Source organism: Cohnella terricola (assembly GCF_007786475.1).
Taxonomy (GTDB): Bacteria; Bacillota; Bacilli; order Paenibacillales; family Paenibacillaceae; genus Cohnella; species Cohnella terricola.
Genome location: NZ_VNJJ01000004.1, coordinates 298,880 through 312,072, shown reverse-complemented (window position 1 = coordinate 312,072; position 13,193 = coordinate 298,880). Strand labels below are relative to the sequence as shown.

The following is a 13,193-nucleotide window of genomic DNA, read 5'->3' as shown; positions in this document are numbered from 1 at the left end:
GAAGCATGACGAGCTACTGGAAGCAGAAAAAAGAGAAGATCATGTTTCGGCTGGAACAACTGACGCTGCAGAAAAGACTTGTCATCGCCTATGTTCTCATTATGCTGCTTCCGAGTCTCTTGATTTCGTTGTATATTTTTCGAGGGCTCACGGGGAATACGGTGCAGGAGCTTCAGAGAAATAACGAATATGCGCTCGAGATCGAACAGATCAATATTCGTAACAATATCGAGACGATGAAACGTGCTTCGGAAAGGACGTTTATCGAAACCCAGGTCATTACCTACCTTGCGCAACCCGATCTGATGAGCGTATGGGATTTGATCGAACTGGATAGAATCAGCTTACAAAATATTTTGCGGATTCAATATAATAATCCTAGCATCGAACGAATTCGGCTCTACACAAGCAATCCTAAGACGAACGAGATGCTCCCTGTTCTCTATTACGAAAGCCGCGTCAAGCAAGACCCGTGGTATTCGGCTGTTATGGAGGCGGACAAAGACGACGTATGGATTTTCAGTCGCTCCACGCGAGAGTTGATCCAAAGCCGTCCGGGGCTGGAGGAAGACTTCAAACCGAAAATCTCTCTCTACCAGCAAAAATTCGCGGGAGGCATGCACGTCGGCATTTCGCAAGTCGACATGCTGATGACGAACTTTTTTCCGAATACATTCAGCCCCTTACAGGACGATCAATCCCAGATGATCGTGTTCGATCCTGAAGGCGAGATTTATCGCAATCCCGCTAACGGTTTCCTGGATCGCTTCGGTGTAAGCGACGACATTCTGATCAAACAATTCGCGTTAATCAACTCGGATAGGGGCGGCAAGGGCAGTTTCAAATTTAACGTAGGGAATATTCCGTTCCTTGGGGTGTATTCATATATCGAGCCTTTGGACGTCTACATGTTGAAAGTATCGTCCCTGAAAGCCGTCTATGACGGAGTAAACCAGACCCGCAACCTTATTATTCTCGCGAACGCGGTTCTGCTCGTCATTTTGGCGCTGGCGACTTATTTTATGAACTCGGTTATTCTCAAAAAGCTGCACGTGCTGACCGATTCGATGAAAAAGGTGCGGCAGGGCGATTTCGGATTCGATATCAATATCCGCGGCGGAGGGGAAGTCGGCGATCTTGCCCACCATTTTCGCAAAATGCTTCGCAAGATCAACGAGCTCATCGCTGACGCGGTCAATAAGCAGGCGGCTTCCAAGGAAGCCGAGCTGGCAACGCTCAAAAATCAGATCGATTCGCACTTTCTTTACAATACGCTCGAGAACATTAAAATGATGGCCGAAATCAACGACCAGCGAGAAATCTCGAATGCGCTTACGTCATTGGGCGGCATGATGCGGTACAATATGCGTTGGACGAGCGAGTATGTACGCCTGAGAGACGAGTTGAACCATATTTCTAACTATATACATATTGCTAATATTCGATTCGACGACCGCATACGTCTTGTCACGGACATATCGGATTGGGACATGAACCAGGAGCTGTTGAAAATGTCCTTGCAGCCGGTCGTCGAGAACTCCATTAAGCACGGGCTCGGGGATAAAGAGATGACGATCGCCATACGGACGGAGACGATCGGGGAAACGATGTTGATTACGGTGACCGACGACGGAATGGGAATCTCTGCGGACTATGTGCAAGAGCTGAACCGGCGCATTCTGCGGGGAGGGACCCCGAATGGCGAACCGGATAAGCGTGATACTGCCGAAAAGGGCAACGGAATCGGTCTAGCCAATGTTCACAGCCGAATTCAAATGCATTTCGGCAAGGAATACGGGTTGCAAGTCGATAGCGAGCAAGGAGCCTATACGTGCGTTACGATTCGAATTCCATATCTCATCTTGAACGGAGGACTTGCGAATGAGAACATTGCTGATCGCGGATGACGAACGGAATATCCGGCTAGGCCTTAAAGCGATGATCGAACGCGAATATCCGGGCAAATACGAGATTCGTCTCGCGGCGGACGGAAAGCAGGCGTTGACAGAGTACGAGAGCCATCCGGCCGATATTGTTCTGACCGATATTCGGATGCCCGCGATGGATGGAATCAAGCTCATCAAACAGCTGGCGGAGCTTCCGAGCAATCCGATCGTGCTTATTCTGAGCGGCTACGACGATTTTCAATATGCCAAAGAAGCTATTAAACATAAGGTGAAAGAGTATTTGCTGAAGCCGATCGTCAGAGAGGATTTGTTCGCGGCGCTTGGGGCGGCGGAAATCGAGCTTGCCGAACGAGAGTCGATCCGCAATCTGCTCGAAGCGACGGATCAGTATCGCAAAGGCATGCGCGACAATACGCTTCGGCACATCTGGGCAAGGCCGGACATCCGGGCTGACGAAGTCGAAGCGATTGCCTCAGAAGCGGGGCTTCGGGAATTCGAGCCGTCTTATTACATCGGACTATTGGATTGCTCCGGTCATCAACGCCATCTGATCAAAAGTAACGAATATTTGTCGGCAAGCGGACTTGAAGGAGATTATCTGTCGCTGGAAGACAAGGACGGGCGGCTTGCCGTGCTGACTTCCCGAGAGGAGCTATTGCTAGGGATGGCGAGGGCGATCGCTTCATCTTCCGGCGGCCCGGGAACGTTCGCTATTGGCATTAGCGGGGAAGGACGTTCGATCGCAGAGCTTAGAGTCAAATACGAGGAAGCGCACCAAGCCTTGAAATACCGGTTATTGTTCGACGGTTCGGATAAAATCGTGCTTCAGTTCGACCAATTCAAGCAAAGAGATCGTGCTTATTCGGTACCGGAAGAGAAGATCGCCAAACTAGCCAATATGATGGGTACCGACCGAGAGCAAGAGATGAAATCGCTCTTTATGGAGCTATTCTCGGCCAATGCGCTGGCAACGGCGGATATCGGTTACTTCGAGGCGGTAAGCCGATTGCTGAACGAACGGATTTTCGATCAAGTGTTCCGTACTTACGGGGAAGCATCGGTCGAGATTATTAAGGTATACAAGATGGCGGGAAGCCTATATAACTTCGTGCATATTCAGGATTACATCCGCAGCGCGCAAGGCCTTCTCCTCAGCTTAAACGATTATATCCGACACCTGAGATCGGCCCATGTCGACCAGAAAGATATGGCGCGGGCGCTTGAATATATTCAGGCTAACTACGACAAGGAATTGAGCATGACGATGGTCTCTAACCATGTCTCGCTTAACTATTCCTATTTCAGCGAAGCTTTCAAGGATTATGCGGGGCTGAGTTTCGTCCAATACTTGAAAAAACTGAGGATCGAGAAAGCTAAAGAACTGCTCGAGACGACGGATCTAAAGGTGCTCGAGATCGGGGACCGAGTCGGCTTTGAAAATACGAAGCACTTCAATCGGGTATTCAGGGAATCGGTGGGCGTTTCTCCGCTTGAATATCGTCAGAACGTAAGCCGTCGCTTTAAAGAAACGTCTTTTTGAATAGGCAAGGAAGCATCCCTAGAGGGCGCCCGCGACTCTGACAAGTGCGCGGTGCGCCTTTTTTCTGTTTAAAATAGGTAATGTCGATGCCGGCAATTAAAGGACGAGAATGGGAAATGCTAACGTTAGCTTTGCGAACGCAGGACCCCGCATGTGGGTTCTGACCGATCGTCCGGCACAAAAAGTCCATCTGCACTAAGTTTTCACGTTTATGACATTTGACTTTTGACCGATCGTTCGATAATCTGTCAACAGATAGAGAAGAGGAGGAGCTGGAGATATGAGGAGCATTATCGGATTTTCGTTAAAAAATAAATTCGCTTTGTGGATGATCACGATTATCGTGATCGTGGCGGGTTTATATTCCGGCATGAACATGAAACAAGAAAGCTTGCCGAATCTGAGTCTTCCTTTTTTGAGCGTGACGACCGTAGTCCCGGGGGCAGCGCCGGACGCCGTCGTTCAAAGCGTAACGGAACCGCTCGAGAAGAAGCTCAAGAACGTGGAGGGCGTCAAGAGTATCACTTCGACCTCCATGGAAAACGTTTCTTCGATCATGGTCGAGTTCGATTTCGGACAAGACATGGATCGGGCCGTTGCCCAACTCAGGGAGGCGGCATCGGATGTTGCCCTTCCGGAGGGAGCGAAAGCTCCGGATATCTCGAAGTTTTCGTTTAACTCCTTTCCCGTTATTTCATTAAGCGCGTCGGGGCACGGTAATCTGGAAGATTTGACGAAGATCGTGACAGATGAAGTTCAGCCGGTCTTAGAGGGCGTTCCGGGCGTTGCCTCCGTGCAAATCGCAGGCCAGTACGTGAAGGAAGCCACGCTGACGTTCAACCATGTTAAGATGGCCGAGCTCGGATTGTCCGAAGATACCGTCAAAGGTATCGTCAAGGGCTCTGCCTTAAAGGTTCCGCTCGGCTTGTTCCAATTAGATCAAACGCAGAAGACGGTTGTCGTCGACGGCCGTGTGACGACGATCGACGATCTGAAGAACCTGGCGATTCCGCTTGTCCCTTCGAACTCTGGGGCGCCCAACGTCGGAGCTCCGAATATGGGGGCGCCGAATGCGGCCTCGCCTGGCCAGGAGGAAGCGCCAGGCGCAGGAACGCCTGACGTCAACGCTCCGGTTGCACCAAGTAAAATCGGCCTGCCTACCGTTCGTCTCGGAGATATTGCCGACATCGTCGTGACCGGGAAAGCCGAATCCATCTCCCGCACAAACGGCGCAGAATCGATCGGAATCCAGATCGTTAAGGCGAACGACGCTAATACGGTCGATGTCGTTAACGGCGTTAAAGCAGAAGCGGATAAGCTGAAAGAGCAATTCGGCGACTTGAAGGTCGATGTTCTTCTGGATCAGGGTAAACCAATCGAGAAGTCCGTAGAAACGATGTTCAGCAAGGCGCTGTTCGGCGCGCTGTTCGCGGTAATCGTCATTCTGTTGTTCCTCAGAAACATCAGAACGACGCTGATCTCGATTGTATCCATTCCTTTGTCGCTGATTATCGCGGTATTGCTCCTCAAGCAATTCGACATCACCTTGAACATTATGACGCTCGGGGCGATGACTGTGGCCATCGGGCGGGTCGTCGACGATTCGATTGTCGTCATAGAAAATATATACAGGCGCATGTCGCTTAAATCGGAGAAGCTTAAAGGCAGAGAACTCGTTCAGGAAGCAACGAGAGAGATGTTCCTTCCGATCATGTCCTCGACGATCGTCACGATCGCGGTATTCTTGCCGCTTGGACTTGTCAGCGGAATGGTTGGCCAGCTGTTCCTGCCGTTTGCGTTGACCATTGTATTCTCGCTTCTCGCTTCCCTGCTCGTCGCGATTACGGTCGTGCCTATGCTGGCTCACCAAATGTTCAAGAAAGGCGTGAAACAAGGCCACGAACACGATCACGACAAACCGGGGAAATTGGCCGGAGCGTATCGCCGCTTCCTGTCTTCGGCGCTGAACCATAAAGCGATAACGCTGATTGTCGCGTTCGCGCTGCTCATCGGCAGCCTGTTCCTTGTGCCGCTTATCGGAGCTAGCTTCCTGCCCGATCAGGAAGATAAATATGCCATGGTGACGTATACGCCTGATCCGGGAGATCGCGTGGAAGATGTTGAACAGCGGGCATTGACGGCCGAGAAATTGATCATGGATCAACCCGATATCGTCAACCTGCAATATTCCGTCGGCGGTTCCAACCCGCTTCAGCCGGGGCCTTCCAAGTCTGGACTGTTCTATATGCAATTCGATCCGGATACGAAGGATTTCGCGGATAAGAAAAAAGCATTAGTTGAAGAGTTGCATAAAGCCGTTCCGGTTGGAGTATGGTCGGAAATGAACATGGGCGGTGGCGGCATCGGAGGCAGCCAGTTCAGTCTGAGTGTCTTCGGTGAGTCGTTGGAAGACATTGCACCGGTCGTCGACCAAATCGCCAATCTGATGAAGGGCGACGATTCGTTCGAGAAGGTAAGCACGAGTATGTCCAAGACTTATGACCAATACACGTTCGTCGCCGATCAGCAAAAACTGAGCGAGTACGGCTTGACGGCCGGGCAGATCGCGATGGCGCTCAGCCCGCAACGCATTCAGCCTGTGCTTACCCAAGTCAAGGAAGAGGGCAAGACGTATAACGTATATGTAGCCGTCGAAAGCGCCGAATACCGCAACGTGGATGAAATCTTGGATACGAAGCTCCAATCTCCTCTCGGTATTGCCGTGCCTATTCGTGAGGTCGCCAAGGTCGAAGAAGGACATTCTCCGAACTCGATCGCCCGGCAGAACGGCAAGATGGTCGTGAACGTTACGGCGAATATTACGAAATCGGACGTTGCCAAAGTGTCCAAGGACCTTCAGGACAAAGTCGATCAAATGCAGAAGCCGTCTACGATCGAAGTCAAATTCGGCGGCGTCACGGAGCAGATCAACGAAACGTTCACGCAGCTCGGCCTGGCGATGCTGGCGGCGATCGCGATCGTCTACTTGGTACTTGTTCTTACGTTCGGCGGCGGCTTGGCTCCGTTCGCGATCATGTTCTCCTTGCCGTTCGCGATCATCGGCGGTCTCGTCGCCTTGTTCCTCACCGGTGAGACGCTGAGCGTATCCGCGCTGATGGGGGCACTGATGCTGATCGGAATCGTCGTCACCAACGCGATCGTGCTTATCGACCGCGTCATCCATAAGGAAAACGAGGGCATGTCTACACGGGAAGCGCTAATCGAGGCGGGCGGAACGCGCTTGCGTCCGATTCTGATGACCGCGCTTGCGACGATCGGCGCCTTGCTGCCGCTGGCCTTCGGCTTCGAGAGCGCGGGCATTATCGCTAAAGGTCTCGGCGTTACGGTCATCGGCGGTTTGGTCAGCTCCACGCTGCTCACTTTGATTATCGTGCCGATCGTTTACGAGTTGCTGCTGAAGTTGAAACGCAAGCCGAAACAAGAAATTGGTTAATGAGTTGTTGTCGGAATGGAGGGATGGTTAGCCGTGCAGGACAAAAAAAAGCAAGTACTCGACGCGGCGATTCGATGTTTTGCCCGCAAAGGTTTTAACGCGACTTCGATTCAGGAAATCGCCGACGAGCTGGGCATGGCCAAAGGGTCCATCTACTTCTACTTCAAGTCAAAAGACGATCTTCTCATCTCCGTACTCGAGGATTACGGGGAAATGATATTCGACCATATGAGGGAACTCCCTGCGGAGGCGGGGCGTTCCCCGAAAGAGAAGCTGGCGCTGCAATTCGAACGGCAGTTTCGGTTTATCCGCGATCATCTGGACTTCATGAGAATGCTCCTCAGAGAGCCGCTTACCGGCTTGCATCCTCGCATTCGCGAGATGATGATTCGTCTTCGCGCGAGGTCCCAGTTGTGGTGTGCCTCTCATATTCTGGCCATCTACGGAAAGCCGGTGGAAGCTTATCTCTCGGATGCGGTAGCCTTGATCTCGGGTCTGGGAGGTCAATATTTCGAGGCGCTGCTCTTCGAAGGGCGCGACTTCGACGAAGGAAGGTTAAGCCGTTTTCTAACGAGGCGGCTTGACGATCTCGTGACAGGGATGATCGAAAGCGAAGATAAGCCGATTTTGCCGCCGATGGATCTGGCCCGCCTTCGAACGATCGTGGGTGTCACTCGGGAAGTCGATGGCGAAGAGACGATGCTGCTGCAAAAAGTTTTCGATCTGATCACCGCTTCCGGATCCGAACGGGAGGACGCCGTTCAGAGCGATCTTATCGCGGCGCTGTCCGCGATCGAAGAAGAAATCGCCAAACCGGCTGCGGAGCAGAGATTCCTCTTGCGCGCGATGTTGGCTTTGCTGAGGCAACATATGCCGGAGCACGGTTTGGAATCGTTGAACCAATTGGAACTCAAGCTGGTTTTAAATTCATAGTTTCATAGGCTGCCGCGAGATCATCCGGTTTATAGCCATCCTGCGATAATTTGCTTCGTAGGATGGCTTTTTTTACATGGGTGAAAGTAAAATCCCCAACCGCCGCCGTACGGTCTGGTAGACCGTTAATTCATCCAAAGTGGGCGATCCCGCCGCTGTAACGGCCTGGCAGACCGTTAACTCGTCCAAAGCGGGCATTCCCACCGCCGTAACGGTCTGGTAGACCGTTACTTCGCCCAAAGTGGGCAATCCCACCGCTGTAACGGTCTGGTAGACCGTTACCTCGCCCAAAGCGGGCAATCCCACCGCTGTAACGGCCTGACAGACCGTTATCTCGCCCAAAGCGGGCAATCCCGCCACCGTAACGGCCTGGCAGACCGTTATCTCGTCCAAAGTGGGCAATCCCACCGCTGTAACGGTCTGGTAGACCGTTACCTCGCCCAAAGTGGGCAAACCCACCGCTGTAACGGTCTGGTAGACCGTTAATCCATCCAAAGTGGGCGATCCCACCACTAGATTGATGTTGGAATAATGGTATAGTAGAAGCAAACAAGCGGAAATGGGTGAATATGGATATGGCGCTTAGGATCTTGAAACGCTTTTGAAGCGCTCACTTCTCTAGAATGAATCGGAAGGAGGGATTCGCAATGCCCGCAACTGCCAAGCGGAAAGCATGGAGGCTCGTTTTATCCGTCTTCTTATTTATATCGATGTTATTCCCCACGGCCGCAGCGTCTGGAATAAGCCCGGTCACGGCCATCGATTCGATCGATATAAAGCTTAAAGACATCCCAATCCTCAAGATCGGCAACCCGAAAGGGAGCGTACGATGGGAGCGTCCTATGGACCGGCCTACGTCTCCGGTAATAGACTCGGAAGGGATCGTCTACATCGGCGAAAACATGACGCTACACGCGGTGTACCCCGACGGAACGGAGAAGTGGACGATGGAGCTGGACGGCTGGCCCTCGGTACCTGTTCCCGGCGAAGACGGCACGATCTATGTTAGCGTCTCGATATTAGAAGGTGATCATCTTAAGGCGACGATCCTCGCGATCGGCCCGGACGGCAAGAAGAAGTGGCAGTTCGCGTTAGAAGGATCGAGGGGTCTGCTTTCTCCCGAGGCCATACCGGCCATCGGGGCTGACGGTACGATCTACGTGGGAGGAACTTCGAACAAAAAGCTGTATGCGCTTCGTCCGAACGGAACGAAAAAGTGGGAGTTTGTCGCGGGAGGTCCCGTAAGTCCCCCTTCTATTGGAAAGGACGGAACCATCTATGCGGGTGCAACGGACGGCGTTCTTTATGCGCTTGCGCCAAATGGAAAAAAGATAGGGTCCTTTGCAACGCCTAATCCGATCTACCAAGCTCCGGTTATCGGAGCCGACGGCACGCTCTATGTGGGGGCGTCTTCGATCACGGCCGGAGCCGAATTGTATGCCATCGGGCCGGATGGTTCGAAACGATGGAACCGCAATTACGAAACGTATACACCGCCGGCCATCGGGGCCGACGGCACGTTATATATGGGTGCATATAAGGGGCTGCTTGCCGTTCGGCCGGACGGGTCGGTGAAATGGAGCTTCGAGTTAGGGGGCAGGGTGCGCACGGCCCCGGCAATCGCGCCGGACGGCACGATCTATGCGGGAAGCGATAAGGAAGTGTTCTACGCGTTGAATCCGGATTCCAGCGTAAAATGGGAATATGCGGCTTCTGGCGTAAGCTTCCACAGCCCGAAGATCGCCGACGACGGTACGGTGTATATGGCATCGTCTTCAGCATTGCTTGCGCTTGGGACAGTGCCTCCAAGCAGCGTGAATTTGGATAAAAAAACGCTGACCCTACAGGCGGGAACTGGCGAAACGTTAAAGGCAACGGTTGTTCCCGAGAATGCCGCGAACAAACGGGTCAAATGGAGCAGCAGCAACGGCGCGATAGCAGAAGTGGACAATGCGGGAACCGTGACGGGCAAAGCGCAGGGTACGGCGAAAATTATCGCCACGACCGAGGAAGGTGGATTTTTCGACATTTGCACGGTAACGGTAACCCCGGCACCAGCTAAGGATCCTGAGGTTCCAGATAAGGCTCCTGGGGTTCCAGATAAGGCTCCTGAGGTTCCGGATAAGGCTCCCGGGGTTCCAGATAAGGCTCCCGAAGAACCGGATAAGCCGATACTAACGGATATTGGGGGACGTAAGGATAGCACGGAAATCATGAAAGCGGTGGAGCTCGACATCGTTAGAGGATACTCCGATAGAACGTTCCGGCCTGATGGCAACGTCACCCGCGCCGAGTTTGCGAGTATGCTGATGAGAGGGGTGAAGCCGGAAGATGAAGGGGCATCTCTTGCGTTTAAAGATAATAAGGAAATCGGCGCCTGGGCGGTTCAGCCGGTTCGACAAGCCGTAAAGCTCGGGATCATTAACGGATATAAGGACGGCACGTTTCGGCCCAACGATAACATTACCCATGCGGAAATGATATCCATGGTGATTCGTGCTTCGGGCATGACGGAGAGTAGTGCCAGCAAGACCGGCTTAACCGACGACAAGGACATTCCGAAATGGGCGAGACCGGCCGTTTCCAAAGCGGAAGAGACCGGCATCATTATCGTGGGAGGGCTCCCGGACGGTAAGTTCGCTCCACAGGCGTTGTCCACTCGCGCGGAAGCCGCCTCGGCGATTGTTCGGATGCTGGAAATCCAACGCTGATCCTATAGAATAACAATGGAATAAAGCCCGGACCCCCTGAATGGGGCTTCCGGGCTTTTGATTGCATGCGGAGAACCTCGGTTGCTTCGCGTCTTAACCTTCCAGCGCGAAGTTCAGTTCCAAGTTTAACGTTTCCCCTGGAGCGACCATCAGAAGTCCCTTTTTGTCGTTCAGCGCTTCATTCAGTGCCGTCCAAGGCTCTACGCATACGAATGGTTTGTCCTCCACGGTCCACAAGACGACATAACGGAATTGCTCGCTATACGATAAGCGAATATTACGGTCCTGCGAGAGCGGGAATACGATCTCCGGTTTCTTCGCATCGAGCAGCGCAGCTGATTCCGCCATGCCTTCCAATTGCAAATAACCGTCGAACGCTTTCTCCGACTTGTCGTTATAATCTAACAAGCGCGTGGCGTCCGTTCTATAGTTTAGATTTTTGCTTTCCGTTGCGAAGTACGGATGGAAGCCGGCCACCATCGGCATGTCCTCTTGCGACTTGTTAATATACTGCTGCTCGATCGAAAGCGCGCCATCCTTGAGCCGGTAAGTGAAGCGTAACTCGAATTTGAAAGGAAAGGCGGCCAAAGTTTCCTCATTGCTTTGCAACGCCAGCGTAATAGATGCCGAGTCGTCCGTGTCCGTATTCAAGACTTCCCAAGGGGACGTGCGTGCGACCCCGTGATTGTTCATCCGGTAAGTGCGACCGTTCCATTCGTATTGACCGTTCACGAGTTGGCCGCAGATCGGGAACAGCACCGGATTGCCGCCACGGATATTCGCTTGCGGATTCAAGAACGTGTCGCGGTCCAGGTAAAACAATTCTTGACCACGCAAGCGACAACTTATGACGATTCCCCCGCGTTCCGGGCAGATGACGAAAGAAGAGTTTGTCCCGAGATCTTTCAACTCATAGAGAGGGTAACCGTCGGAATATGTACGTACTTCGTAATTTGCGTTAGCGGCCAAAGGGTATTCCTCCTGTATCATGACTTTGTCCCCTACATTATACCAATAAACTTCTGCGCCAACACGCGGAAATCCGGGACTTCGAGATCGGTGAGATTCGTCATTTCCTGGGAAATTTAGTCGGACTTCGCGAGAAATGTCGAGGTGGCATCGACGAGGGTAGACAGGGAATCTTTATGCGGGTTATTCTATTGCAAAGATCGCAACAACTTGGCAGTGAGCCTCGTATATAGGAGGTACTGAAATTTTAAAGAAGAGGAGTGGACGCCATGCCATCTTTACCACCCAGAACGACCAAAGCGGCGTCAGCTACAGCGGGTATAAAATCCACCACGGCAACGCCGCGGAGAACTAAGAAGAAGCCGGCACGGCGAAACCGGTCTTTCTTATGGCAGTTATTTAAAATCTTGTTCGTGACCGGTTTTGCATTCGTCACGGTGTTCGCGGGCTGGTTTTACCTGACTCCATCGGGTAAAGTCTATCGCTACATGCTCGCGGATTCGCTGATCACGACTCAGCACCGCGAATGGGCGAAATACGTTATCGGGGAGAAGGCTTTGCGGGAGCGCGTCGCCCAGTATGTTAAACAGTTCGAAGATATGGGCGAGGAACGGGACACGCATACGATTCCCGCGAATGGCGAGGGCGATACGGGAGACGAAGGGCAAGAGAAACTGACCTCCATCGAGGAAGTGGACGGAGAAGGCTTTCACGGCTTTCTGTTGACCGTTCGCGATCCGAAGAAAATTCGGCTCGTCGTTCCCAATAAGAAAGGGCGCGGGGAAAGAGTAACCAGCATGGTAAAGCGAACCGGCGCGATCGCAGGGGTGAACGCCGGCGGGTTTGCCGATCCGAATTGGAAAGGAAACGGCTTTAAGCCGATCGGAATCGTGATCAGCGGCGGGAAAATCTACTATGACGGGTTGGGGAACAAGAACAGCGTGCAGATCGTTGGCATAGACAAGAATGGAAAGATGCTGGCCGGCAAATACTCGGTTAAGGAACTGATGGAGCTCGGCATCTCCGAAGCGGTCAGCTTCTCGCCGCGAATTATCGTCAACGGCAAGGGACTGATCCCGAACCGTTCGCAGGGCTGGGGCGTCGCTCCGCGTTCCGTCATGGCGCAACGGGAGGACGGGGCAATAATGTTCCTGCTCATTGACGGCCGTCAGCCGGGATACAGCATCGGCGCAACCTTGTACGACGCGCAGGAAATATTGTTGGAGCACGGCGCCGTCATCGCGGCCAATCTGGACGGAGGCTCATCTACGGTGCTCGTTGACGAGAACGGCGAAATCGTCAACAAACCATCTGCTTCATCCGGCGAACGGTATTTGCCTACCGCTTTCCTCGTTTTCGAAGATCCCGACTCCGTGGACATACCGAATATCTGGGAAGGCATGAAACCATCCGAGATCGATGCGGGCAAATGGTAAGTCTTATAAAGCGGGAAGATCAGGTACGGATTTGAGCGAAAAAAGGCTTGACTTCCCGCACTGAAACGGATAATATAATAAGGTGTTTGCTGATGTAGCTCAGCTGGTAGAGCAACGCATTCGTAATGCGTAGGTCGGGGGTTCGAATCCCTTCATCAGCACCATTAACCACACATTCAACGGCGCGACTTCCGTGACATCGGAGTCGCGCCTTTTGCTTGTAACGATTTATTATTGCCGGAT

8 protein-coding genes and 1 tRNA gene are annotated in these 13,193 nt (G+C 52.6%); 7 read left to right on the top strand and 2 right to left on the bottom strand.

The features are described from left to right. Positions 1 to 5 precede the first annotated feature (5 nt). From FPZ45_RS09380 to FPZ45_RS09365, 4 genes are all read left to right on the top strand, one after another. Complete coding sequence (locus tag FPZ45_RS09380; RefSeq protein WP_186438315.1) at positions 6 to 1,907, top strand: sensor histidine kinase; 1,902 nt, start codon at positions 6 to 8, stop codon at positions 1,905 to 1,907. After that, the gene (locus tag FPZ45_RS09375; protein ID WP_144700567.1) at positions 1,882 to 3,447 is read left to right on the top strand and encodes a response regulator; all 1,566 of its coding nucleotides are present in this window, start codon (positions 1,882 to 1,884) and stop codon (positions 3,445 to 3,447) included. The genes FPZ45_RS09380 and FPZ45_RS09375 overlap by 26 nt, the downstream gene beginning before the upstream one ends. Positions 3,448 to 3,727: 280 nt before the next feature. Beyond that, positions 3,728 to 6,901: an efflux RND transporter permease subunit gene (locus FPZ45_RS09370; RefSeq protein ID WP_144700566.1), complete on the top strand. Its 3,174-nt coding sequence runs from the start codon at positions 3,728 to 3,730 to the stop codon at positions 6,899 to 6,901. 33 nt (positions 6,902 to 6,934) lie between these two features. Next, a complete protein-coding gene (locus FPZ45_RS09365) occupies positions 6,935 to 7,834 on the top strand; it encodes a TetR/AcrR family transcriptional regulator (RefSeq protein ID WP_186438314.1) in 900 nt (299 codons plus the stop codon). A gap of 72 nt (positions 7,835 to 7,906) precedes the next feature. Here FPZ45_RS09365 and FPZ45_RS09360 read toward each other — a convergent pair whose 3' ends face one another. Then, positions 7,907 to 8,329: a hypothetical protein gene (locus tag FPZ45_RS09360; protein ID WP_144700564.1), complete on the bottom strand. Its 423-nt coding sequence runs from the start codon at positions 8,327 to 8,329 to the stop codon at positions 7,907 to 7,909. Between the two features lie 152 nt (positions 8,330 to 8,481). Between FPZ45_RS09360 and FPZ45_RS09355 the strand changes: the two genes are divergently transcribed. Then, positions 8,482 to 10,545: an S-layer homology domain-containing protein gene (locus FPZ45_RS09355; protein WP_186438313.1), complete on the top strand. Its 2,064-nt coding sequence runs from the start codon at positions 8,482 to 8,484 to the stop codon at positions 10,543 to 10,545. Between the two features lie 93 nt (positions 10,546 to 10,638). Here FPZ45_RS09355 and FPZ45_RS09350 read toward each other — a convergent pair whose 3' ends face one another. Continuing rightward, a complete protein-coding gene (locus FPZ45_RS09350) occupies positions 10,639 to 11,514 on the bottom strand; it encodes an aldose epimerase family protein (protein WP_246120390.1) in 876 nt (291 codons plus the stop codon). 269 nt (positions 11,515 to 11,783) lie between these two features. Between FPZ45_RS09350 and FPZ45_RS09345 the strand changes: the two genes are divergently transcribed. Beyond that, positions 11,784 to 12,950 carry a phosphodiester glycosidase family protein gene (locus FPZ45_RS09345; protein WP_144700561.1) on the top strand — a complete coding sequence of 389 codons (1,167 nt, stop codon included), beginning with the start codon at positions 11,784 to 11,786 and terminating at the stop codon, positions 12,948 to 12,950. An 88-nt stretch (positions 12,951 to 13,038) separates the two neighbouring features. Further along, positions 13,039 to 13,114: transfer RNA gene (locus tag FPZ45_RS09340), tRNA-Thr, on the top strand. Positions 13,115 to 13,193 lie beyond the last annotated feature (79 nt).